20 protein-coding genes are annotated in these 24,312 nt (G+C 59.8%); 12 read left to right on the top strand and 8 right to left on the bottom strand.

The window, feature by feature from the left end:
- Positions 1-149: 149 nt before the first annotated feature.
- From V5B39_RS12175 to V5B39_RS12165, 3 genes are read left to right on the top strand one after another with little or no spacing between them, the layout of a single operon-like run.
- Positions 150-914: a ParA family protein gene (locus tag V5B39_RS12175; RefSeq protein WP_332343164.1), complete on the top strand. Its 765-nt coding sequence runs from the start codon at positions 150-152 to the stop codon at positions 912-914.
- A 58-nt stretch (positions 915-972) separates the two neighbouring features.
- The gene (locus tag V5B39_RS12170) at positions 973-2,388 is read left to right on the top strand and encodes a caspase family protein (protein ID WP_332343163.1); all 1,416 of its coding nucleotides are present in this window, start codon (positions 973-975) and stop codon (positions 2,386-2,388) included.
- Between the two features lie 45 nt (positions 2,389-2,433).
- Positions 2,434-4,113: a hypothetical protein gene (locus tag V5B39_RS12165; protein WP_332343162.1), complete on the top strand. Its 1,680-nt coding sequence runs from the start codon at positions 2,434-2,436 to the stop codon at positions 4,111-4,113.
- Between the two features lie 137 nt (positions 4,114-4,250).
- On the opposite strand, the gene V5B39_RS12160 is transcribed toward V5B39_RS12165, so the two are convergent.
- The 3 genes from V5B39_RS12160 to trxA form a co-directional block, all read right to left on the bottom strand.
- Positions 4,251-6,416 carry a 3'-5' exonuclease gene (locus V5B39_RS12160; RefSeq protein ID WP_332343161.1) on the bottom strand — a complete coding sequence of 722 codons (2,166 nt, stop codon included), beginning with the start codon at positions 6,414-6,416 and terminating at the stop codon, positions 4,251-4,253.
- A 242-nt stretch (positions 6,417-6,658) separates the two neighbouring features.
- The gene (gene rho / locus V5B39_RS12155) at positions 6,659-7,915 is read right to left on the bottom strand and encodes a transcription termination factor Rho (RefSeq protein ID WP_332343160.1); all 1,257 of its coding nucleotides are present in this window, start codon (positions 7,913-7,915) and stop codon (positions 6,659-6,661) included.
- 217 nt (positions 7,916-8,132) lie between these two features.
- A complete protein-coding gene (trxA, locus tag V5B39_RS12150) occupies positions 8,133-8,459 on the bottom strand; it encodes a thioredoxin TrxA (RefSeq protein ID WP_332343159.1) in 327 nt (108 codons plus the stop codon).
- Positions 8,460-8,647: 188 nt separating this feature from the next.
- On the opposite strand from trxA, the gene fdxA reads away from it, so the two are divergent.
- Both fdxA and fadD read left to right on the top strand, forming a co-directional pair.
- Positions 8,648-8,974, top strand: coding sequence for a ferredoxin FdxA (fdxA, locus tag V5B39_RS12145; protein WP_332343158.1), 327 nt, complete (start codon positions 8,648-8,650; stop codon positions 8,972-8,974).
- A gap of 118 nt (positions 8,975-9,092) precedes the next feature.
- A complete protein-coding gene (gene fadD, locus V5B39_RS12140; RefSeq protein ID WP_332343157.1) occupies positions 9,093-10,769 on the top strand; it encodes a long-chain-fatty-acid--CoA ligase FadD in 1,677 nt (558 codons plus the stop codon).
- A gap of 68 nt (positions 10,770-10,837) precedes the next feature.
- Here the strand turns inward: fadD and V5B39_RS12135 are convergent, their stop codons facing one another.
- Positions 10,838-11,458 (bottom strand): ankyrin repeat domain-containing protein, encoded by a 621-nt coding sequence (locus V5B39_RS12135; RefSeq protein WP_332343156.1) that lies wholly within the window; start codon positions 11,456-11,458, stop codon positions 10,838-10,840.
- Between the two features lie 233 nt (positions 11,459-11,691).
- Between V5B39_RS12135 and V5B39_RS12130 the strand changes: the two genes are divergently transcribed.
- From V5B39_RS12130 to ftsB, 5 genes are all read left to right on the top strand, one after another.
- Complete coding sequence (locus V5B39_RS12130) at positions 11,692-12,234, top strand: isochorismatase family protein (protein WP_332343155.1); 543 nt, start codon at positions 11,692-11,694, stop codon at positions 12,232-12,234.
- A 104-nt stretch (positions 12,235-12,338) separates the two neighbouring features.
- A complete protein-coding gene (locus V5B39_RS12125; RefSeq protein WP_332343154.1) occupies positions 12,339-13,982 on the top strand; it encodes a CTP synthase in 1,644 nt (547 codons plus the stop codon).
- Positions 13,979-14,863 (top strand): 3-deoxy-8-phosphooctulonate synthase, encoded by an 885-nt coding sequence (kdsA, locus tag V5B39_RS12120; protein ID WP_332343153.1) that lies wholly within the window; start codon positions 13,979-13,981, stop codon positions 14,861-14,863. Before V5B39_RS12125 ends, kdsA begins: the two co-directional genes overlap by 4 nt.
- A 57-nt stretch (positions 14,864-14,920) precedes the next feature.
- Positions 14,921-16,204, top strand: a complete 1,284-nt coding sequence (gene eno / locus V5B39_RS12115) for a phosphopyruvate hydratase (RefSeq protein WP_332343152.1) — start codon at positions 14,921-14,923, stop codon at positions 16,202-16,204.
- Positions 16,205-16,230: 26 nt separating this feature from the next.
- Entirely contained in the window at positions 16,231-16,587 is a 357-nt protein-coding gene (gene ftsB / locus V5B39_RS12110; RefSeq protein WP_332343151.1) for a cell division protein FtsB, read from the top strand.
- Positions 16,588-16,632: 45 nt separating this feature from the next.
- Here ftsB and V5B39_RS12105 read toward each other — a convergent pair whose 3' ends face one another.
- The gene (locus tag V5B39_RS12105; protein ID WP_332343150.1) at positions 16,633-17,325 is read right to left on the bottom strand and encodes an SIMPL domain-containing protein; all 693 of its coding nucleotides are present in this window, start codon (positions 17,323-17,325) and stop codon (positions 16,633-16,635) included.
- 215 nt (positions 17,326-17,540) lie between these two features.
- Here V5B39_RS12105 and V5B39_RS12100 point away from each other — a divergent pair, with 215 nt between their 5' ends.
- Positions 17,541-18,011 carry a peroxiredoxin gene (locus V5B39_RS12100; RefSeq protein ID WP_332343149.1) on the top strand — a complete coding sequence of 157 codons (471 nt, stop codon included), beginning with the start codon at positions 17,541-17,543 and terminating at the stop codon, positions 18,009-18,011.
- Positions 18,008-18,514 (top strand): FKBP-type peptidyl-prolyl cis-trans isomerase, encoded by a 507-nt coding sequence (locus V5B39_RS12095; RefSeq protein ID WP_332343148.1) that lies wholly within the window; start codon positions 18,008-18,010, stop codon positions 18,512-18,514. The genes V5B39_RS12100 and V5B39_RS12095 overlap by 4 nt, the downstream gene beginning before the upstream one ends.
- Positions 18,515-18,716: 202 nt before the next feature.
- Here V5B39_RS12095 and V5B39_RS12090 read toward each other — a convergent pair whose 3' ends face one another.
- The 3 genes from V5B39_RS12090 to mutS all read right to left on the bottom strand — a co-directional run bounded on the left by V5B39_RS12090 (position 18,717) and on the right by mutS (position 23,424).
- The gene (locus tag V5B39_RS12090) at positions 18,717-19,850 is read right to left on the bottom strand and encodes an ABC transporter substrate-binding protein (protein ID WP_332343147.1); all 1,134 of its coding nucleotides are present in this window, start codon (positions 19,848-19,850) and stop codon (positions 18,717-18,719) included.
- Positions 19,851-19,933: 83 nt separating this feature from the next.
- The gene (locus V5B39_RS12085) at positions 19,934-20,857 is read right to left on the bottom strand and encodes a metallophosphoesterase (RefSeq protein WP_332343146.1); all 924 of its coding nucleotides are present in this window, start codon (positions 20,855-20,857) and stop codon (positions 19,934-19,936) included.
- Positions 20,857-23,424: a DNA mismatch repair protein MutS gene (mutS, locus tag V5B39_RS12080; protein ID WP_332343145.1), complete on the bottom strand. Its 2,568-nt coding sequence runs from the start codon at positions 23,422-23,424 to the stop codon at positions 20,857-20,859. Before mutS ends, V5B39_RS12085 begins: the two co-directional genes overlap by 1 nt.
- Positions 23,425-24,312: the final 888 nt, after the last annotated feature.

Raw genomic sequence — 24,312 nt, 5'->3', positions numbered from 1 at the left:
TGAATTCTCGGACAAAGGGCTTGTCGGGGGCAAGCGCTTTCCTGCATTCCTTGCCGACCAGCCCCCAGGTTTCTGTCCCTGCTCCTCGACGGGTGCCTCGGAGTTGGCTAAACTGTCCTAAAATCCTTATGACTGGACTGGGAAAGATCATGCGCCGGGTCGTCTTCAACCAAAAAGGGGGAGTGGGCAAGTCCACCATCGCGAGCAACCTGGCTGCCATCGCTGCAGCACGAGGTCGACGAACGCTGCTGATTGATCTGGATGCACAAGCCAATGCGTCCCGCTACCTGCTCGGCAAGGCGCTGGACGAGCAGCAGAAAACCCTGGCTCACTTCTTCGAGGATATTCTTGGCTACCGTTTGCTTCCCGAGGCGTTGAGTGCCTATGTGATTCATACGCCATTCCCGGGTCTCGACCTCCTGCCCGCCGACCCCAGGCTCGAGGAATTGCAGTCCAAGCTTGAATCGCGCTACAAGATGTACAAGCTGCGCGAGGCACTGGAGAAAATTGCAGCTTACGACGAAATCTGGATCGACACCCCGCCGGCGCTGAATTTCTATACTCGTTCGGCTCTGATTGCCGCCGATACCTGCCTGATCCCTTTCGATTGCGATGATTTCTCACGCCGTGCCCTGTATACGCTGATCGCCAATGTGCGCGAGATTCAGAGCGACCACAATCGTTCCCTGCGCGTCGAAGGCATCGTCGTCAACCAGTATCAGGCACGGGCCAATCTGCCGCTGCGCCTGGTTGACGAACTGCGTGGCGAGGGCTTGCCGATCCTCGACGCTTTCCTTTCAGCATCGATCAAGATCCGGGAGTCGCACCATCTGGCTCTGCCGATGATCCACCTCGATCCCCGGCACAAGCTGACCGGTGAGTTCTCTGCCCTCTACGACCTGCTGTCGCAGTGAGCGTCTCCGGCTCTGCCGGGTGTATGATTTCCCTTTGTCATTGATGCGGGAGATCGATATGCCTGCGGTACGACCATGCCTGCGGCTGCTGGCAACGCTTTTCATGCTGCTTGGCTGGGGTGCGGTGGTGGCTGCCCCGGCCAAGGGCCAGGTTGCACTGGTCGTCGGGATCGGCGCCTATCAGAATGCCCCGGCACTACCCAACCCGCCCAGGGACGCTCGCGCCGTTGCCGATTCGCTGAAGAAACTCGGTTTCCAGGTGGAACTGGCCGTCGATCCGGACAAGACCCGCCTGGAACAGGCGGTGAAGCGCTTCGGTGACCAGTTGCAGGGCGCCAAGGTCGGTCTTTTCTTCTACGCGGGTCATGGCCTCCAGGTTAGCGGCCGGAATTACCTGGTGCCGGCAGATGCCAAGATCGAAAACGAGCGCTCGCTGCCTTTTGCTGCCGTCGACGCCGACCTGGTCCTGACGCAGATGGAAACTTCGACCCCGGTCAGCCTGATTTTTCTCGACGCTTGTCGCGACAACCCCTTTTCTCGTTCCCTGGCACGCAGCATGGGGACCCGTTCAGCCGCCGTTGGCCGCGGTCTGGCCCAGATTGCTGCCGGCGAGGGATCGCTGATCGTTTTCGCCACCCAGCCAGGCAATGTGGCGGAAGACGGGCAGACCGACCATAGCCCGTTCACCGAAGCCTTGCTGAAAAATCTGGCAGCACCCGGACTGGAGGTGCGGCAGATGTTGACCCGTGTACGCCAGCAGGTCAAGGAACAGACCAACGGCAAACAGATTCCCTGGGATCATTCGTCGCTGACCCAGGACTTCTATTTCATTGGGCCGACCACGGTGGTCGTCCAGTCGCCGGCGGCGCCTGCCGTCCAGCCGCCGCCGGTGGCGGGCGTCGACCCGATGGCGGTCCAGTTGTCGCTCTGGGAGTCGGTGCGCACCAGCCAGGACCCCGCCGATTTCGAGGACTACCTCAAACAGTACCCGGATGGCAAGTTTGCTGCCGTTGCCCGGCGTCGTCTGGCCGCGCTGAAAAGCGCCTCGCAGAAGGAACGTCAGCCGGTGCGACAGGAATCCCAGTCAGCCAGGTCGGAGCCGCCCGTGGAGCGCCAGCCCGCGCTGCCGCCGGTCGCGGTGCCCGATAAACAGACCGGCTTCGACGTCATGATGCAAGGAACCGCCACCAATCTCACCGTCGGCACGACCGCCCAGGTGCAGTTTCAATTGCGTCGTTTCGGCACCGGCGTGACGGCTGCAATCCGGGTTTTCCCGCCCTTGTTCGCCACCGGAGTCCTGCAGGGACAGTATCAGGAAGGGCAATGTATGATGCAGGGATGGATGAACGAAGGCTTTCTGCTGAAAATGGTCGGGGCGTGTTCGGCGAGCGGTTTTTCCGGCCAATACCAGGCCGAGAGCCCAGGTCTGGTTCAGCAAGGGATTTTTCGCCTGCATTCGAGGACGTCCAACTGATCGGCGACATTTACCACACCATTCACCATCGATGAGAGAAATGCCATGACAACGAACAGCAACAGCGAAACACCCGCAAGCTTTGCAACGGACAGCCTTCCCTTGGCTTCCAGGCCGGTCGGGTCGACGGCTACCGGGCTGGACTTGCTGGTCGACATCATCACCACCGACCCAGGGCTGATTCGCAGGCTCCCGGTCGCAGACATCGACGCCGGCGCGAGCGCGGCCGACCAGATGAATGCGCTGATCATCGAAGCGATCCGCGCAACCGGCGTAGCCAACAACGGCGACATCACGGCCGCCGACCTGTACGATGTGAACGCCTATTTGCGCTTGACGCATCTCGCCGATTGGGGTGTGTTGCACGGCAATGACGAATCTTCGTCCGAAACGGGCTTCCATCTGGTGCAAAACGATGGTGCGAAAACCAGGCTGTACGACCGCAATGCGGTCGACACCGTCGCTGACGGTCTCTACCACCTGGGTTTTGAGATCTGCAACGGTCAGTTGCTCAACGAGGACGGCAATGCCAATGCCCGCCTGACTCAGGTCGCGGGCTGGTTGAGCAGCCTGCTGGCAACAGACCTGTCAGGAAGCCGCTTGCAGAACGTGTCGGTGGACCCCTATGTCGACGGCACGACACATACCGGGCTGGACCAGTTGGTGTCGATCGTGAGCTCGGATCCGGGGTTGAACATGAAAATCTCGAACGCCGACATCCGGGCCGGCGCAAGCGCTGCCGACCAGATGAATGCACTGATCATCGAAGCGATCCGCGCGACCGGCGTGGCCAACAACAGCGACATCAGTGCTGCGGACGTGCGCGACCTCAATGCGTATCTGCGCAGCCATCATGCAGAGCAGTGGAGAACGCTGCATGGTAACGACGAGGACGCGACAGAGACCGGCTTTCACCTGGTGCAGAGCGACGGCGCAACCACCAGGCTATTCGACAAGAAGGCGGTCGATACCGTTGCCGATGGCCTCTACCATCTGGGCTTCGAGATCTGCGACGGTCAGTTGCTCAACGAAGACGGGAACGCCAACGTGAAGGTGACGCAGGTGGCGACGTGGCTCAACTCCCTGTTGAGCACCGACCTGGCGGCGGGGACGCTGAAGAACGCGTCATTCGACCCTTACGTCAATGGGCACACGGGCACCGGACTTGACCAGCTCGTGTCGATCATCACGACGGATCCGGGCCTGAACATGAAGATCTCGACCAGCGAGATTCGGGCTGGCGCTACCGCCGCGGACGCAATGAACGGGCTGATCATCGAGTCGATCCGTGCAACCGGCGCCGCAGACGGTGGTGTAATCGACGTAAACGAGGTGCGCGAGATGAACGCCTGGATCCGGACGAATCACCTCGTCGAATGGAAGGATCTGCACGGTGACGATGAGGACGCGTTGGAGACCGGATTTCACCTGGTGCAGAGAGATGGTGCGACGACCAGGCTGTATGACCGGAACGCGGTCGACACCATCGCCGATGGCCTCTACCATCTCGGCTTCGAGATTGAGAAAGGGCGTGTGCTCAACGAGGACGGCAATCCGAACGCGAGTCTGGGCGCCATCGCAGACTGGCTGAACGCGCTGCTGCAGGACGATCTTGCCAGTGGAGGGCTGCTGCCCGTGGTGGCGGCACCTGCCGGTATCGTCGAGGTGACGCTGCCTGGCGTCAACCCGGATGCCTCACCGACGTTCGGGCTCGGCCACGCCTGACGGAATCAGTATCGCTGTGCATCGACCGGACAACGGGGCACAGCGGGCAGCATGCGGTTGGCGCCTGCCCTGCCGGCATTGACCAGTCGACAGGATGGCCATCGGTCTGCGATTCGCCGGCCGGGAGTGAAAGCCTCTCAGTACTTGACGCGTGCGAAATAGGTTTTCTCGGAAGCCTCAAGCGCCTGTCGCAGCGTGGTGATTCCCATCCGGGCCAGCAAGGGCAGCATCTTGAGGAATACTTCACCGGTGGCGCAGGCGTCGCCAAGCCCACTGTGGCGGCCGTCAATGGCGATTCCCAGGCGCGTAGCGATGCTGTCGAGCTGGTGTGAGTCCTGGTTGGGATGCAGCACCCCCGAGAGCAGCAAGGTATCGAGGACCGGCTGGCTGAAAACCACGCCAGTACGCGCTTCCTTCAGTTGCAGGAAGCGCATGTCGAAAGCCGCATTGTGCGCAAGCAGAACGGTTTCGCTGCAGAAATCATGGAAGGCTGGCAGAACCACGTCGATGTTCGGTTGCCCACGCAGCATGTCGTCGGTGAGGCCGTGAATGCGGATACCGTCGGGTCGCACAAAGCGCTCCGGATTCACCAGCTGGTCGAAAATCTCGTGACGTAACAGACGGCCGTTGACGATGCGCACTGCCCCGATCTGAATGATCTCGTCGCCAGCCGCAGGCTCCAGGCCGGTGGTCTCGGTATCGAACACGGTATAGCTGAGATCCGCCAGTGGCCGGTCGAGGTCGATACTCTGATCGCTGAAATGGAACAGGTCGAAGTCATAATACTCGGGGCGAGCACCGCTGTCGTCGACCAGTTCTCCAGGTGCCATGGTCTCCGGAGAGGCGACCGGCAGGACAAAGCGGAAGAAGGCCCGATGCGCAGCTTTTTCACGCTCGTACCAGATCTCGCCGCCGTGGCGGTCAATGACATCCCGCAGTGACAATGGCGAACTCTCCTTCTTCATCTGCATGGCATCGTTTTCCCAGGTGTAGAAAGTCTCCGATGACATCGCGTGCCCGGCCCAGATGAGATCCAGGTAGGCGAGTTTCCCAAAAGGGAGAAGCCGAAAGCGTAACTCCTTGATCTGATAATGATCGACCAGACGCGATGCCAGGAAACAGATCGAGAACACCAGGGAGAAGCTCTCGGCGCGCAGCCACAGGGCTTCGTCGACTTCCTCGGTCTTGCTGGATAGTTTCAGCTGTTCCTTGATGCGACGCTGGGCTGCAGCGATGATATCGACTCCGAGCACGTCTTCGAGCGGCCAGCGGGTTTTCAGCGAGTCGGCAAACTCGCTCATGGTCTGATCTAGACGCTGGCTCATGCGCAGGACTTCGTCGCTGATGATGCCGACGAAACGTTCGCGTATTTCTGCTTCCATGTCCGGATAGTCCGTCAGGTTGCTGACGGCAACACGGATGTTGGCCAGGCTGCCACGGCTGCCATCGGTCAGCGACTGCAGCACCTGATCGCGACGGGATTCCTGTTCCAGGCTGCGTGTAATGTTCTCAACGGTAAGCACGTAGCCGGTCATCTGCCGCTGCCGGGAATCCGTGCTGGCAGACAATACGGGCACCAGCTGGACGCGCAGGAGCTGCCCGCCCCGCGCCGCGGTAATGAAGTTGGCGATGGCGGCGGCAGCGCTCTTGTTCAGACGCTGACGAACCACCTCGAGCGCATGGTCGATCTGATTCCGTTCGAGGATCGAGAAGATCGAGCGACCCAGGCCAATCAGCGCGCCGCCCGTTCCGGCCGTGCTGCCTTGTGCCAGGGCCTTGAACTGCAGTCTGGCACGGCTGTTATAGAGCAGGATACGACCATCCAGGTTGCAGACCACCACCGCTTGCGCCAGCTCGGACATCAGTGCCGCCAGACGGTTCTTCTCATCCTCCACCGAGGATTTGGCAGCAGCGATCTGGGCTTCGACATCGTCCATCAGCCCATCGCGCTGCTGTGCCAGGTCATTCGTCGCCTGCGCCAGCAAGCGGACTTCCGGTGGCCCTTCTGGCGTCACCCTGAAATCGCGGTTCGCCGACAGCATCAGGTGCAGGTTCTCGGCCATCTTGAGCAAGCCCTGGACATACTGGCGAAACAACTGGTGGATGACCAGCAAGCCGACAATGAAGCCAAAGAGGGTCATCATCGCGCCGAGAGACAGGTGCGGCACGATCAACTGGACGAGCAACGCTTGCTCGGCGGGTTGCGCACTCACCCAGATCAGCAGTGCCGTTACCACGAAAGGGCCGGTCATCAGCAGACCGAGAATGATGACCGCAAGAATGAAACGGATGCGAGCGTTCATTTTCTGGAGTGATGTCATTGCGGAACGATTCAAGCTCTCCGGCGTCTGGTAGGCACCTAGAAATATCGAAACCATGCGGCCCGACGGATCAACCGCGCCAACCGGGAATGGGCTGCTTCCTGGAAGGAAGTCGAAAAACAGGTCGAATCACCAGAGCATTTCGCTGGCGCATCACTTCGAATCACACCCTCGGCTGCTGTAGGCCACCCGGCCCCGGCTCACCGAGCGCGTTCGCCGTCCGATCAGCGGCGCATGGAGTCGAAGAACTCGGCGTTGTTCTTCGTGGCCTTGATCTTGTCGAGAAGAAACTCCATGGCTTCAAGGTCATCCATGTTGTACAGCAGCTTGCGCAGGATCCACATCTTTTGCAGAACATCCGGCTTGAGCAGCAGTTCTTCGCGACGGGTGCCGGAGCGATTAACGTTGATCGCCGGGTACACGCGTTTTTCTGCCATGCGGCGATCTAGGTGAATTTCCATGTTGCCGGTGCCCTTGAACTCTTCGTAGATCACGTCGTCCATGCGGCTGCCGGTGTCGATCAGCGCGGTGGCGATGATCGTCAGCGAACCGCCTTCCTCAATGTTGCGGGCCGCACCAAAGAAACGTTTGGGCTTTTGCAGGGCATTGGCATCGACGCCGCCAGTCAGGACCTTGCCGGATGCCGGCTGAACGGTGTTGTAGGCACGCGCCAGGCGCGTGATCGAATCCAGGAGAATGACCACGTCCCGCTTGTGTTCGATCAGCCGCTTGGCCTTTTCGATGACCATCTCGGCAACTTGTACGTGGCGCGTCGCCGGCTCGTCGAAAGTCGAGGCAACGACTTCGCCGCGAACCGAGCGAGTCATCTCGGTGACTTCCTCGGGGCGCTCATCGATCAACAGGACGATCACCGTGACATCGGGGTGGTTGCTAGTGATCGCATGCGCAATATGCTGCATCATCACCGTCTTGCCGCTCTTCGGACTGGCCACCAGCAGACCGCGTTGCCCTTTGCCAATGGGTGCGATGATGTCGATGATGCGGCTGGTGATGTTCTCCTCGCCGCGGATGTCACGCTCGAGTCGCAGATGTTCTGCCGGGTGTAAAGGCGTCAGGTTTTCGAAGAGAATCTTGTTCTTCGATGCCTCGGGTACTTCACCGTTGATCTTGTCGACCTTGACCAGGGCAAAGTAGCGTTCCCCATCCTTCGGCGTGCGGATTTCGCCCTCGATGGTGTCACCGGTATGCAGATTGAAGCGCCTGATCTGGCTCGGGCTGACGTAGATGTCGTCGGTACTGGCCAGATACGAGGTGTCGGGCGAACGCAGGAAGCCGAAACCGTCAGAGAGCGTTTCCAGCGTACCGTCGCCGAAGATGCTTTCACCTTTTCTGGCCTGATTCTTGAGCAGCGCGAAGATCAGTTCATGCTTGCGCAGCCGGTTGGCGCCCTCGACGTTGTTGGTGATGGCCATGTCAAGAAGCTGGCTTACGTGGAGTGCTTTGAGTTCGGATAGGTGCATGTGCTGGAGACGAAGAGGGGAAAAATCAAACGCGCTGCGCGCCGCCGGAAATGCAATGTGCGCCAAGCGGAATGCCGTGAAACCGGCAGGGCAGGAGCTGCTGCTAAAGGGAGAGGGCGCCTGAAGGCTCGTATGGATTCGATACGGATTCGTGGATTGCTGCGGGCTAGCTGCTGCGCTGCGCCCAGCGAACCTTCAGGCCGAGAGGGTAGCGACTTTAGAGGTTGCTGTCAATGAAGGTGACCAGCTGCGATCTGGACAGGGCACCGACCTTGGTGGCTTCGACGCTGCCATTCTTGAACAGCATCAGAGTCGGAATGCCACGGATACCAAAGTTGGCAGGGGTTTTCTGGTTGTCATCGATGTTCAATTTGACGACCTTCAGGCGGCCGGCGTAGTCATTGGCGATATCGTCAAGGATGGGTGCGATCATCTTGCACGGACCGCACCATTCGGCCCAGTAATCAACGAGAACAGGTTCATCCGACTGAAGTACATCGGTGCTGAAACTGTCGTCCGTAACGTGATGGATATGTTCGCTCATTAAAAGCCTCTTGCGTGATCTGGGAGGGAGTAGGTCGTGAAAGTGGGTTACATGGCAAGCCGAACCCTGATGGTCGGCCAGCTTTTCCAATGCTAGCGAAAAAACCTCGCCAAGGGAAGCTGTAGGCCTGTCTCGGAGACGTCAAATCAGTTATAGTTTGGTTCGTTCAAACTTGTAAAAACACGACGATGACGTACGTTGTTACCGAAAACTGTATCAAGTGCAAATTTACTGACTGCGTTGATGTCTGTCCTGTGGATTGCTTCCACGAAGGCCCGAATTTCCTGGTGATCGACCCCGAAGAGTGCATCGATTGCACGCTGTGTGTCCCCGAGTGCCCGGCAGAGGCCATTTTTGCCGAGGACGATGTGCCGGAAGCACAGCGCAGATTCATCGCCATCAATGCCGAACTGGCCAAGGAATGGCCGGTCATCGTCGAGCGCATGGAACCCCCGGCCGACGCCGATGAGTGGAACCACAAGCCGGACAAGCTGAAGTACCTGCAGCGATCTTAGACTTAGAATAAGAACCACAGCCTGCGCGTGCTGCAGATCGACGAACGGCTGGCCGGGAAAGGACTGGCGATGAAAATGCGAGTTTTCATCTGGAGAATTTCATTCACGAGGAGAACAGGTGGAGAAGATCTGGCTGAAGAGCTATCAGAAGGGTGTTCCTGCCGAGATTGAATTAAACGAATTTCAGTCGCTGGGCGAACTCTTCGAAAAAAGCGTTGCGCAGTATCGCAACCGCGTGGCCTATATCAACATGGGCGCCGAAATCACCTACGGTGAGCTCGACAAGTTGTCACGGGATTTTGCCGCCTATCTGCAATCGGTGCTCAAGTTGCCCCAAGGCGCCCGCGTGGCGCTGATGATGCCGAACATCATTCAGTATCCGGTTTGTATTTTCGGTGTCTTGCGTGCCGGTTACGTGGTGGTGAACGTCAACCCGCTTTACACGCCGCGAGAACTCGAACATCAGCTCAAGGATTCGGGAGCCGAGGTGATCGTGATTGTCGAAAATTTCGCGGTCACGCTGGAGCAGGTGCTGGCCAGAACACCGGTCAAACACATCGTGGTGGCTCGCCTGGGCGACATGCTCGGCTTTCCGAAAGGAGCCGTCGTTAACTTCGTCGTCAAGTATGTCAAGAAGATGGTGCCGGCGTGGAGCTTGCCGCGAGCAGTCAATTTCCGGGCTGCGCTTGCCAAAGGTGCCGCGGCGGAATTGAAATCGGTGCCCGTCGGGCAGGAAGACCTGGCTTTTTTGCAATATACCGGTGGAACAACCGGTCTCTCGAAAGGGGCCATGCTGATTCATCGCAACATCCTGGCGAATCTGGCGCAGGCACATGCCTGGATCAAGCCTGAGCTGGGCGACGAGCAGCATTTGGTGGTCACTGCGCTGCCGCTCTACCATATCTTTGCATTGACGGCAAACTGTTTCACTTTTTTCAAGATTGGCGCCAGCAATCTGCTGATTACCAATCCGCGGGATATTCCGGGCTTCGTTGCGGATCTGGGCAAGTATCCATTCACGGTGGTGACCGGCGTCAACACCCTGTTCAACGCTTTGCTGAACAATGACACCTTTTGCACGCTCGACTTCAGCAAGCTGAAAGTCACGCTCGGTGGCGGCATGGCCGTACAGAAAGCGGTGGCAGAGAAGTGGAAACAGGTCACCGGCAAACCGCTGATCGAGGCCTATGGCCTGACCGAGACGTCGCCGGCCGCGACCATCAACCCGCTCGATATTCCCGCATATAACGGCGCCATTGGCTTGCCGATATCGTCCACCGAAGTGGCGATTCGCAATGACGCCGGCGCCGATGTGCCGCTGGGCGAGCGTGGAGAACTCTGCATCCGTGGTCCGCAGGTGATGAAGGGTTATTACAATCGTCCGGAAGAGACGGCCAAGGTGATTACCCCGGACGGTTTTCTGTTGACCGGTGACATTGCGGTGATGGAGCCCACGGGCTTCGTCCGCATCGTCGACCGCAAGAAGGACATGATTCTGGTCTCCGGTTTCAATGTGTACCCGAACGAGGTCGAGGATGTCGTCGCACAGCACCCAGGCGTGCTGGAAGTGGCGGCGGTCGGCGTGCCGCATGACAAGTCAGGAGAGGCGGTCAAGATCTTCGTCGTCAAGAAGGACTCGGCACTCACCGCCGAGGCGCTGATCGCTCATTGTCGGGAGCACCTGACCGGTTACAAGGTGCCGAGTCAGGTCGAGTTCCGGACCGAGTTGCCGAAGACCAACGTTGGCAAGATCCTGCGCCGCGAATTGCGTGACGAGGCGATCAAGAAGACCTGATTGGCGAGAGGGTCTGGCTGGGTCGTCTACTGCGTCGTGTGGTGATGGTATCGCCCATCCGCACGACGTCAATTCTTCGCGGCGTACTGCTGAAGTACTTCGGTGGTTACCGGGTGCTTGTTCTGTGAGGCGTAGAAGAGGGGCGTCTTGCCGTTCTTGTCCTTTGCTTGCGGGTTGGCGCCGCGTTCGATGAGCACGCGTGCCACCTTGGGCTGGCCGGTTGCTGCGGCCAGATGGAGTGGCGTTTGCCCGGTATCGGTAGTGGCACTGACATCGGCCTTTCTCTCGAGGAGTAGTTCCACTTCGTACCTGCCACCCGAGAGTACCGCTGCGTGCAGCGGCGTCATTCCGACGCGGTCCTTGGCGTTGATATTCGCGCCGCTGGCGAGCAGAAGTTCCGAAGCTTTGGCGCGTCCGTAAAAGGCTGCCATGTGGAGTGGCGTCCTGCCCAGGGCGTCGGTGACATTGATCCCGGCACCGGTTTCCAGCAAAGTATTGATCTCCGCCAGGTCGCCTCGTATGGCAGCCTTTGCCAGTGGAGACGCTGCGGTCGGGATGTCTTCGACCTGGGTTGTAGGCGGTTCGGTTTTCGCGACGGGACTGTTCTCAGGCTCCTGGCTACATGCGCCGAGGGACAATAAGAGCACTGCCATGGCAAGCAGCGTGGTACACGATGGGGGTTTATTCATATGCGATATTCTCCTGCCGGGACGAAGCCGTTGCTCACTTTATCCCAATTTCCAGTAAAGTGCTGCTCCAGTTTCTTGCGCAGAACAGTTGCCAACGGTGATGGTTTTTCCGGGCACCCCCGATCATGGAAGTCATGCCCGTTTCCTTCTCCCTCAACCCCTCCCCCGCGAGGGGGAGGGGAGATTCATCAGTCGCTGACGCGACCTTGACATGAATCCGGAGGAGTTTTTTCATGTTGATGTGTACTGATCGTTCAGTCTTGTTGCTCGTTGATTTGCAGGAGCGGTTGCAGCCGGCCATCGACGCTGCCGAACGTGTGCTTGATGCCAGCGTGTGGCTGACCAGGGTGGCCCAGCGACTGGGGGTGCCAGTGATCTGCACCGAGCAGTACCCACAAGGACTGGGTTCGACGATGCCTGCGCTCAGGGCTTTGCTGCCGGACGCATGCATCGTTGAAAAGATCCAGTTCTCGGCGGTTCCCGAGGGGGGAGTGTTCAGTTTGCCAGGAGGCGACCGCGCACAGTTCGTGGTGGCCGGCACCGAAGCGCATGTCTGCGTTCAGCAGACGGTGCTCGATCTGCTTGCCGTCGGCAGAAGCGTATTCGTTGTCGAGGAGGCCGTTGGATCGCGGCGAAATACGGACAAAACACTGGCACTGGAACGGATGCGCGCACACGGTGCCGACATCGTTTCGCGCGAAATGGTCGCTTTCGAATGGCTTCGGCAGGCCGGTAGCGATCTGTTTCGCCAGATCAGTCACGAGTTTATCCGCTGAGCAGGGCGGCTTTTGTCGGCCTCGGCAATCCGTGAGCAGCCGTGCCGGTTTGAGCGTGGCGGCGTTTTCCGCTACAATCTGAATTTCCCGCTGCAGTTATCTCCATGACCAAATACGTATTCGTTACTGGCGGCGTGGTTTCATCGCTGGGCAAGGGTATCGCAGCCGCATCCCTGGGGGCGATCCTCGAATCGCGCGGCATCCGAGTCACCCATCTCAAGCTCGACCCCTATATCAACGTCGATCCTGGAACGATGAGTCCGTTCCAGCATGGCGAGGTCTTTGTCACCGAAGATGGCGCTGAAACCGACCTCGACCTCGGACACTACGAACGTTTCACCAATGCCAGGATGGAGCGGCGCAACAACTTCACGACCGGACAGATCTACGATTCGGTGATCAAGAAGGAACGGCGCGGCGAGTATCTGGGCAAGACGGTGCAAGTGATTCCGCACATTACCGACGAGATCAAGGCGCATATCAGACGCGGCGCCGAGGGCGCCGATCTGGCGATCGTCGAAGTGGGCGGCACGGTCGGCGACATCGAGTCGCTGCCCTTTCTGGAAGCGATCCGCCAGATGGGTCTGCAGGAAGGCCGCAGCAACGCCTGCTACATGCATCTGACGCTGATACCTTATATTGCCACGGCCGGTGAGCTGAAAACCAAGCCGACGCAGCACTCGGTCAAGGAACTGCGGGAGATCGGCATCCAGCCGGACATTCTGCTCTGTCGCACCGATCGCCCGATTCCGGAAGACGACAAGCGGAAGATGGCCCTGTTCTGCAACGTGCAGCGCGAAGCGGTAATCGAAGCGCGGGATGCGGATTCGATTTACAAGATACCGGCGATGTTGCACGACCAGATGCTTGACGAGATCGTTTGCCACAAACTCGGTATTCTAGCCAAGGCGGCTGATCTGACGGTGTGGAAAACGATCGTGCGCGCGCTTGAACACCCCGAGCGGGAGGTCAACGTAGCTTTCGTCGGCAAGTATGTCGACCTGACCGAATCGTACAAGTCGCTGACCGAAGCACTGGTGCATGCCGGCATTGCGACGCGCAGCAAGGTCAAGGTCAGTTACCTCGATTCCGAGGAGATCGAGAAGAACGGTTGTGGTGCCCTGCAGGGCATGGATGCCATCCTCGTTCCGGGCGGCTTCGGGCGACGCGGGACCGAGGGCAAGATCGCCGCGATTCGTCATGCCCGCGAAAACGGTATTCCCTTTCTCGGTATATGCCTCGGCATGCAACTCGCAGTCGTCGAGTTCGCTCGCCACGTGGCCGGCATGAGCGGGGCGCACAGCACCGAGTTCGACAAGGATACGCAATATCCGGTGGTGGGTTTGATCACCGAATGGCGGGACGCTTCCGGACGACACGAAATACGTGACGAAAATTCCGACCTGGGTGGCACCATGCGTCTGGGTGGCCAGCGCTGCGAACTGAATGAAGGCACGATGGCGCGCGCGATCTATGGGCAGGCAGAGATCGTCGAACGACATCGCCACCGTTACGAGGTCAATAATACGCTGCTCGGAGAACTGGAAGAGAGCGGTCTGGTGGTCGCCGGTCGTGCACCGGTCACCGATCTCTGCGAAGTCATCGAGCTGCCGAAAGAAGGGCCGAACGCGCACCCATGGTTTCTTGGCTGTCAGTTCCACCCCGAATTCACTTCCTCGCCGCGCAAAGGACATCCGCTGTTCACGTCTTTTGTTCAGGCCGCCATCGCCTGCCGGTCAAGGACATGAAACTCTGCCACTTCGAGGTCGGACTCGACCGGCCGCTGTTTCTGATCGCCGGCCCGTGTACGGCGGAGTCGCTGGACTTGTGCATCGAGGTCGCCGGACAGTTGCAGGAGATCTGTGCCCGACTTGCCCTGCCGTACATCTTCAAGGCTTCCTATGACAAGGCCAACCGCAGTTCCGGTCAATCTCCGCGGGGTCCAGGGATCGACCGTGGCCTGCAGCTCCTCTCGGAAGTGCGCCGTCAGATTGGCGTTCCGATTCTGACCGATGTGCATCGCGAAGAGGACATCGCCGCCGTTGCCGCGGTCGTCGATGTGTTGCAGACACCAGCCTTTCTCTGTCGTCAGACCGACTTCATCCAGGCCGTTGCCGCCACCGGCAAGCCGGTGAATATCAAGAAAGGGCAGTTTCTCGCGCCGGGCGACATGCAAAACGTCGTCGCCAAAGCCAGGGATGCCGCTGCCGGTGCCGATACAATCATGGTTTGCGAGCGCGGCGCTTCCTTTGGCTACAACAACCTAGTCTCGGATATGCGCAGTCTGGCGATCATGCGTGAGAGCGCTGCGCCGGTGGTATTCGATGCCACGCATTCGGTGCAGTTGCCAGGTGGGCAGGGCGCGGTTTCCGGAGGGCAGCGCGAGTTTGTACCAGTGCTGGCACGCGCGGCGGTGGCCGTGGGCATCGCCGGGCTATTCATGGAAACGCATCCGCGCCCGGAAATGGCGCTTTCCGACGGGCCGAACAGTTGGCCCCTGAGTCGCATGGAAGGCCTGCTGACGACGCTGGTCGCGCTTGATCGCCTGGTCAAGGCGAACCATCTGGATGAACTCCAGTCCACGAATCCCGGGCAGCCAGAGTCACGTGCCGCCATGCGGCCGCAATGAACCTCCGGGGATTGCCCGCTTGCCTCTATTTAACATTATGAATAAAAAGGAAAGATCATGAGCTCTGTGGTTGATGTCGTCGCCCGTGAGGTGCTCGATTCGCGCGGCAATCCGACCGTCGAATGTGACGTTCTGCTCGAATCCGGGGTCATGGGGCGTGCGGCGGTGCCGTCCGGCGCTTCGACCGGATCGCGTGAAGCCATCGAACTGCGCGATGGCGATACCGCCCGCTATCTGGGTAAGGGCGTGCTGCAGGCCGTCGAGAATGTGAATACCGAAATCTCCGAGGCGATCATCGGTCTCGATGCCCAGGAACAGGCATTCATCGACCAGACACTGATTCATCTTGACGGTACCGACAACAAGGCCCGTCTTGGTGCCAACGCCATGCTGGCGGTTTCGATGGCGGTGGCCAAGGCCGCCGCCGAGGAATCGGGTCTGCCGCTTTACCGCTATTTTGGCGGTTCCGGACCGATGCAGATGCCGGTACCGATGATGAACATCATCAACGGTGGGGAACATGCCAATAACAGTCTCGATTTCCAGGAGTTCATGATTCTCCCGGTGAGTCAGAGCTCGTTTCGCGAAGCATTGCGCTGTGGTGCCGAGGTTTTTCACGCGCTCAAGAAACTGTTGCACAAGAAAGGCTTCTCGACCGCCGTTGGCGATGAAGGGGGATTCGCGCCCAACCTCGGCAGCCATGCTGAAGCCTTGCAGTTGATCACCCAGGCGATCGAGAACGCCAGTTACTGTCCTGGCGATGACGTGCTGGTCGGTATCGACTGTGCGGCCTCAGAGCTGTACCGGGATGGCCGCTATCATCTGGCTGGCGAAAACCTGCAGCTGAGCTCGCACGAACTGGTCGATTACCTGGCCAGTCTGGCCGACCGCTTCCCGATCGTTTCAATCGAGGATGGTATGGCCGAAAACGACTGGGATGGCTGGAAAATGCTCACCGGGCGTCTCGGCAAAGGCGTACAGATCGTCGGCGACGACGTTTTCGTGACCAATACCCGGATTTTCAAAGAGGGCATCAAGCAGGGCATCGCCAATTCGATCCTGATCAAGATCAATCAGATCGGCACGCTCTCGGAGACCTTTGCGGCCATCGAAATGGCCAAGCGCGCTGCTTACACGGCGGTGATTTCCCACCGCTCCGGTGAAACCGAAGACAGCACCATTGCCGACATCGCCGTCGGCATGAACGCGCTGCAAATCAAGACCGGTTCGCTCTCACGTTCCGATCGGATTGCCAAGTACAACCAGTTGTTGCGCATCGAGGAGGACCTCGGAGACACCGCTGGCTATCCGGGTCGTGACGCCTTCTACAATCTGTCGTGACCGACTGAGTCTCGACATCCGCTCCCGTGCGCTTGCTGGCGGTTGCCCTGCTGTCGCTGATTGCCTTGCTGCAACATCCGCTGTGGCTCGGCAAGGGCGGCTGGTTGCGGGTATGGGAGGTCGATCGGCAGTTGCAGCAACAGAAGGAAAGCAATGGCAGGCTGGAGATGCGCAATGCCGGGCTCGATGCCGAAGTCCGCGATCTCAAGCAGGGATACGATGCGATCGAGGAACGCGCACGTTTCGAACTTGGCATGGTCAAGCAGGATGAAGTTTTTGTTCAGATCCCCGACAAGCCTGTGAACGAAAAAGCCGTAGCCGCCGCGCCGGCCGCCGAGAAACCCGCCATCGGAACTGCCCCGGCAAGACCTGCAAGACGCTAGCCGTCAATCTCGCCCATCAGGAGTCCCTGTTACCCCTTTTTGCCCTTATTCCGGGAGTTCGATCTGGCCCGAGACACTGGTGGTGACCAGGGTCTCGCCGGCCTCGATCGGCATGGCTGCGGTCTCGGCCGCAGCCAGCGATGCCGCGCGCAGCATGGGCAGCGGTGGTGGGCGACCGCTGCTGTTGATGGCCAGATGCCTGATCCGGTAAGGCTTGCCGAAAGCATCGGCGATCAGCCTGGCGCGAGCCTTGAAGGCCGTGATGGCGTCGAGCATCGCCTCATTTTCGGCTTTTTTTCGGGTTTCCGGCGCTGGCAGCATGCTTAGGCTGGCAACGCCCAGCGATGCCTGGAGCTTTCCCAGCAACTCGGAGAGCACAGCCGGATCAGAGCACTCCAGCGTGAGATCGGAGCGCATCCGCCAGCTTTCGATCTTGCCGCCCTTGGCGTAGACCGGATAGGTGTAAGTGGCACCGCTCTGGGTCCTGACGTTGCTGTAAGCGCGTGCGGTCTTCAGACCGTCGGCGATCAGTCCATTTACCCGTTTCGCCAATTCGCTCGGCGTTGCACCGGCCGCTTCGGCAAAGACCGTTGCACGTGCCAGGTCGTTGGTGGCAGGCCGACTGGCTTCGGCGGTCAGGTCGATACTCGTGCCACTGCCGGGATCTGCCGGTGCCGGTAGGGCGACCAGCCAGGCGAGCAGGGGCAGGGTGTGCAGCAGAGGTCGAAATCGCTTCATGGGAGTCTCCGGGTTTGCTGTCTTCGAAAATGGCGAGTATCCTGCAGACCCTCATCCGGAATCGAGGGAAGGTGGGGTGAGAGTGACTGCCACAGGCCGGGCATATTGTAGCCGGTACGAGTGTCGCTTCTTGTAGTCAGACGGCAGAAGCTTGGTTAGAATCTGCGTCACCCGCTCGCTTGTGTGCGATCGGGAAGGGTCTTTGAGGGGGCACCATGCTGAAAGCAGGACAGGCAGCTCCGATGTTCGTCCTCCCCGATGCGGATATGGAACTCATCGATATCGCCCAGTTTCAGGGCAAGAGCAATATCATTCTCTTTTTCTATCCGAGAGATGACGCACCGTGCTGTACGCTGCAGGCAACTGATTTCTCCGATCATGAGGACGAATTTGCGCGACTGGACTGCCTGATCATTGGCATCAGCCGTGATGACTGCATCAAACACGCAGAGTTCCGGGACAAGCATGGTATTTCCGTGCGTCTCCTTTCGGATGCCGAGGGTTCGGCGTGCAAACAGTACGGTGTCTGGCAGGCGAAAGAAGTGAATGGGGTCAGGAAACACGGCATCGTTCGCTCGACTTTTGTCATCGACAAACAAGGTGTTCTCCGTTTTGCATCCTACGGAGTGAATGCCAAAGGCCACGCGCTTGAAATGCTGCGCACGGTGAAGGAACTCAAGCAATGAACATGCAAGTTGCAAAGAATATGGTAGTTACCCTGGACTATAACGTGACCGATGTCGACGGACAGTTGGTGGATGCGGGTCAGGAGCCGCTGGTCTATTTGCACGGCGGCTACGATGACATTTTTCCGATGATCGAAGAAGCCATGCACGGCAAGCGGATTGGCGAGTCGGTGGTGGTCAAGATGCAGCCCGACGACGCCTTCGGTGAGTACGATGCCGAACTTGTCCAACTCGAGTCACGCAGTCAGTTTCCCCAGGAACTACAGGTAGGCATGCAGTTTGAAGGGATGCCGGAGGGTGTCGATGACGAAGACGATGAGGATGATGTGCTGATTTACCGGGTGACCGAAATCGCTGGCGACAAGGTCGTTCTCGACGCCAACCATCCCCTGGCCGGCATGGCCCTGGTGTTCACCTGTACCGTCACCGCCGTTCGCCCGGCGACGGCCGAGGAAATCAGTCACGGGCATACGCACGACGACAGTTGCGAGGACGACGAATGACCATTCTGCGGGGTACTCAGGGCGCTGCCAGCCGTTACTACGCCAAACGGTCATGACTTTTTTTCCAGGCACCCCCGATCATGAAAGTCATGAACGTTCCCCTCTCCCCCGGCCCCTCCCCCGCGAGGGGGAGGGGAGATTCGTGAGTCGCTGACGCGACTTTCACAGTAACATTGCCGGCTCTCTCGTTGGCGCTTCGGGCCTAGCGCAGCAGCTTGCCGGCGCGATTGAGGATGGTGATGTCGACGAAGCGCGAGCCGGCGTGTCGCTTTGGCGAAAAGCTGATGAAGACGCCGCCGGCGTCATAGTTTTTCAGCGCTTCAAGGGTGTCTCGCAGCTTCTTGCGCGTTGGGTTGGGTCCGCTACGGCGCAGAGCTTCGCCGAGCACCATGGCCCCCAGGTAACCTTCGACGAAGGTATGGTTGAGCGCCACGTCACGGGGTTTGAACTTCGCGAAGTTGTTCTGGATTTCCCGGATCATCGGAACGGTTTGGCTGTTCGGATCCGGAACGACCTGCGTCAGTGCCAATCCCTCTGCCTTGCTGGCGCCAATTCGCTGTACGACCTGGGCCGCATCGGTGGTCGACAGCGCGACATACTGGGCGAGATTTCCTGCCTCGCGTGACTGTTTCAGGAACTCGGCGCTAGCCGCGGTATTGGCAATCAGGATCACTGCCTGTGGTTTGGCCGCAGCGATGATCTTGACGGCAGCGCCGACCTCGGTCGTGTTTTTGGCGTAGGCGCCCTTGGCGGCCAGGGTGCCGCCGGCATTCTTGATTGCCTGCTCGGCACTCTGCAGTACGCCCTGGCCGAAGGCGTCGTCCTGATAGAGGATGGCAAAGCGGGTGTAACCGGTGGTGATGTACTGGTCGGTGATTTTTTCGATTTCTTCCGCGTAGCTGGCACGGGTCATGAACAGAAAGGGGTCGTTCCTGCGCACCAGCGATTCAGTGCCGGTGCGCACGGCGACCAGGGGAATGCCGGCTTCACTGAGGACCTTCTGGTCGAGAATGGCCTCGATGTTGCCCGTGCCGACGAAGCCGATGAACGCCAGAGGTTGCGATTCCTTGAGCATCTCGCGGGCTAGCCGAACCGTCTCCTCGCTTTTGTAGCCGTCATCCTTTGAGAGCAGTTGAATCCTGGCCCCGTGGATACCGCCTTCGGCGTTGATCGCGTCGAAGTAGAGTTGTGCCCCGGCTCGCATATGTGTGCCTGTGGGCGCCAGAGGGCCGCTGAATGCGGCAATCTGGCCGATGACGATTTGGGCAGCGCTGGGCAGCGCCAGAGCGAACAAGATGATCGCCAGGGTCGCGCGAATAAAGGAGAGCAGCGGCATGGTCCAGTCCTCCTGATGCAGTTAAGCATGCCGAGTGTAGGACTTGCTGGCGCTGCTGTCGACGGTCTTGTTCGCTGCGGTAGTCAGCGCCGGCGGTAGGGATGAACCTCGAAGCGGAAAAGTTGCGGCAGTTCGTCGTCGATGATGACTTTCACCCAGCCCATGACTGGGTAGCCAAAGGTCTCCAGGCGAGTGAAGTGGCTGATCGGCAGCTTCGTCTTCGGATCGCGCAGTGGCTGGTCGATGCGCTGCCAGTGTGTGTCGCCGTGTACCAGCAGGACCTGACCAGAAAAAGCCAGGGTTTCCGTGCGCAGGGTTTCCAGCAGATCCCGGTAGCCGGCGTGCGTCAGGCCGGCCGCGTGGTGTTTGAAGCCTGGGTTGGCCTGCATGACGATGACCATGCCGGCGGCCTGTTCTCGCCGTGCAACGGCAAATCCCTGTCGGAGCCAGTCGATGAGCATGGGATTGCGTGCCAGATATTCCTCGCTGGGCGTTTTCCCCAGGCCAAAATGGTTGTTTGGACCAGGAACGTTGAGCGACAGGAAGAGCACCGGGCCAAGACGCCAGCGCAGGTGCTCCGGGGCCTTGGCCTGCTGTTCGACTGGCAGCGTCTGCCTTCCCAGTGAACGCGGTTCTGCGAAAAACAGCTCGCGCAGCTTCTGCAGCCGCTCAAGCGGGTCGAAGTGGCCGGCAGCCAATTGCCGGCAGTCGGTCCATTCGTTGTCGCCGACGACGTAGAGCAGCGGCACTCGCGACGCGGCGAAGAGCGTGTGCCGGTCGCGGAACAACTCGTCGCTGCAGATCGTTCGGCTATCCTTGAAGTCGCCAGCATGGACAATCAAGCCGGGGTGCTCGTCGGCAATGTCGTCGAGCATGCGCGGTAGTTCGCTGCGCTCATAAGCGTTGTATGGGGTATCGCCGATCACGGCGAAACGCCAGGTTTCGGCGTGTACCGAAGCGGCAAGCCACAGGCCGGCAAGCAGCAATGCATACGCGCGTAGGGTCATCAAAGCAGCGATTTGAGTTCGTAGAGAGCATCGAGCGCCTCGCGGGGGGTCAGCCGATCAGGATCGAGCGCACGTAGCCGCTCGATGGCCGGAGGGGTGGGGGGCTCCTGCGCTTCTGCGGCATCGGCCAGTGCCGTGGCAAAGAGATCAGGTTGCAGGGGATTGATCGAGGCCCGTTGCTCGAACTCGCGCAACTGTCGCCGGGCTGCTTTCACGACCGCGGAGGGAATGCCCGCCAGTGCGGCAACCTGAATCCCGTAACTCTGGTTGGCCGGGCCTTCCTCGACGGCGTGCAGAAAGACGATGCGTTCGCCGTGCTCGATGGCGTCCAGATGCACATTGGCCAGGTCCGGGTACTCGTTCGCCAACAGCGTCAGTTCGAAGTAGTGGGTCGCGAACAGCGTCAGGCAACGATTTTTTTCGAGCAGATGGCGGCAGATGGCGAAGGCCAGCGCCATGCCGTCGAAGGTCGAGGTGCCACGGCCCACTTCGTCCATCAGCACCAGGCTGTTTTCGGTGGCGTGGTGCAGGATGGCTGCCGATTCGGTCATTTCGACCATGAACGTCGAGCGCCCGGCGGCGAGGTCGTCGGCGGCGCCGATACGCGTGAAGATCTGGTCGAGCGGGCCAATGACCGTGCGCGTTGCCGGCACATAGCTGCCGACATGCGCGAGCAGGGCGATCAGCGCAGTCTGGCGCATGTAGGTCGATTTGCCGCCCATGTTCGGGCCGGTGATCAGCAACAATCGCCGCTCGTCGCCAAGGCGTGTCTCATTGGCAATGAAGCTGCCGCTGCCATTGAGCTGGTCTTCGACGACCGGGTGCCGACCGCCCTCGATCAGCAGCCCCGGTTCGGATGAAAACACGGGTCGGCAGTAGTGGCGCCTTTGTGCGGTATCGGCGAATCCACTCAGGAGGTCGATGCCGGCAACTGCCTGGGCGATCTGCTGCAACTGCGGCAGGTCGCCCTGCAGGGTGGCGAGAACGCCTTCGTAGAGTAGCCTTTCACGTGCCAGGCCGCGCTCCTGCGCCGACAGGGCCTTGTCCTCGAAGGCCTTGAGTTCCGGTGTCAGGTAGCGCTCGGCGTTTTTCAGGGTTTGCCGGCGGCGATAATCGTCGGGCACTCTGGCGGCATTGGCGTGGCTGACTTCAATGTAGAAGCCGTGCACACGGTTGTACTCGACCTTCAGGTTGCTGATGCCCGTGCGCTCGCGTTCACGCGCCTCGAGTTCGACCAGAAAGGTGCCGCAGTGGTCGTTGAGTGCACGCAGCTCGTCGAGATCGGCGTCGAAGCCGTGGGCGATGACGCCACCGTCGCGGATCAGCGCGGCCGGCTCAGGCAGGATGGCGCGACTCAGGAGGTCAAGCGCGGCGTCCGGGGTGGCCAGTTGCGCATGCAGTTCGACGAGGAGCGGGGCTGCCGCCGTGTTCGGAGCCATGGCTGCCAGTGGCGCGCGCAGTTCGTGCAGGCGCTGCAGACTGTCGCGCAGGCCCGACAGATCGCGCGGCCGGGCACTGCAGAGTGCGATTCGGCCGGCGATACGTTCGATGTCGGCAAAGCCGCGTAGCGCTTGCCGCAACGCACGCAGGGTATGGCCATCGTCGTCGAGCAGCATCGCCACCGCGGCGTGGCGGGCGGCCGGGATGGTCGGGTCACGCCAGGGGTGGTGCAGCGCATGCCGCAACAGGCGCGTGCCCATCGCGGTGACGCAGTTGTCGAGCAGGCTGCACAGCGTCGGCGCCGGCTGGCCACGCAGGGTTTCGGTGAGTTCGAGATTGCGTCGTGTCGCCGTGTCGAGTCCGAGGAAAGTGGCATCGCGTTCGACGATCAGCGCCCGCAGGTGCGGCAGGGCGCGCGTCTGGGTGGCCTTCGCATAGCGTAACAGGGCGCCGGCAGCGGCAATGGCCGGGCGCAGCGCACCGGCACCGAAACCAGCCAGCGAGCGGGTGGCAAAATGCGTACAGAGTTCGCGGCTGGCGGCCTCGACGTCGAAATGCCAGTCCGGCTGACGCGTCACCGCCACCTCGGGAGTGACGGTGGTGGAAGCCAGGCCGAAGCTTTCCGGCACGATGATCTCGGCGGGACGGACACGTTCAAGCGTGGCGGCAAGCTTGCCGGGCGCCACTTCACAGACGCGGAAGTCGCCACTCGCGAGGTTGATCCAGGCCAGACCGGCCAGTTGCTTGTTGGCGCACAAGGCGAGCAACAGCGTGTTGCGCTTTTCGTCGAGCAAGGCCGCGTCGGTCAGCGTGCCGGGCGTAACGATGCGTGTCACCGCGCGCTCAACCGGCCCCTTGCTGGTCGCCGGATCGCCGATCTGCTCGCAGATCACGACGGATTCGCCGAGCCTGACCAGCTTCGCCATATATTGTTCGACGGCGTGGTAGGGTACCCCGGCCATCTTGATCGGCTGTCCTGCCGACTGACCGCGTGTCGTCAGCGTAATGTCCAGCAGCCGCGCTGCTTTTTCCGCGTCGTCGAAGAACAGTTCGTAGAAATCGCCCATCCGGTAAAACAACAGGATGCCTGGATGCTCGGCCTTGATGCGCAGGTACTGCTGCATCATTGGGGTGTGCCCCGTTACATCGCCTTCTCTGGCGTCTTGATTTTTCGGCATATTCCAGTCAAGCCGTTGATTTGTATCGTAACATCGGTCATGTTGCCGATGCCTGAAGGTTCAACTACGTCCCACTAAGCGGTCTGGGACAAGTTATCCGACATTCCGAGGCCACCCTTCCTCATGAATTGGCTGTTGGAATGTCGGAAGACTTCTTCACGACCGCCTATGCCCTATACTTGGCTTTCCAGTATAGGTTTTTTGGTGTATTTTTGAGAACCTATACCGCCAGATCAAGGGCGCCATGGGGTTCGATGCGAGGGCAATCAAGCTGCCGCAGCCAGGTCAACATCTTACCAGCACGGAGATCCCCTGTGCCCCAACTATCCCTATTGCGTGCGAGACATCCACATTCGGTTTGCTAAAAACCCAAAAAAACAGGTAAAAACGGACCCGTCCGAAAGCGGAAAAACAGTATCTTCTGCTGGCCGCATTACGCCGAAAATTCGTGGCCTCATTAGGGAGCGAATTGATAGTGATGGAGTGTTCAAAGTGCCATCACGGGGGTGATCAGAATTTGGTCGACAAAAGTGATGTGTTGTAACAGTTGCCCCAGGATGCTGGGCGGTATCAATTCGCCGAGCAGGAAGCGCGGGCGAAGCATGTTGGACTGTGGACCGATGGTTACCCGGTATCGCCCTGGGACTGGCGGCATGGTATGCGGTAAGGAGGAACAAAATGGATAGTGCTTTCAGCGTGCTCAGGAAGAAACCCCCTGTGTCAGACTAGTTGTCGCCTCGATAGGATCTGAAACCGGGGGCAATAACGAGGTGAGGAAATGGCAAGATACGGACAAGTGATGAAGGATCGGGTGGTAGCGAAGCTGTTACCACCGGA

It is taken from the genome of Accumulibacter sp., assembly GCF_036625275.1.
In the GTDB taxonomy this organism is placed as follows: Bacteria; Pseudomonadota; Gammaproteobacteria; order Burkholderiales; family Rhodocyclaceae; genus Accumulibacter.
The sequence above is the reverse complement of the archived record's forward strand: the minus strand, read 5'-3'. Positions and strand labels throughout refer to the sequence as shown.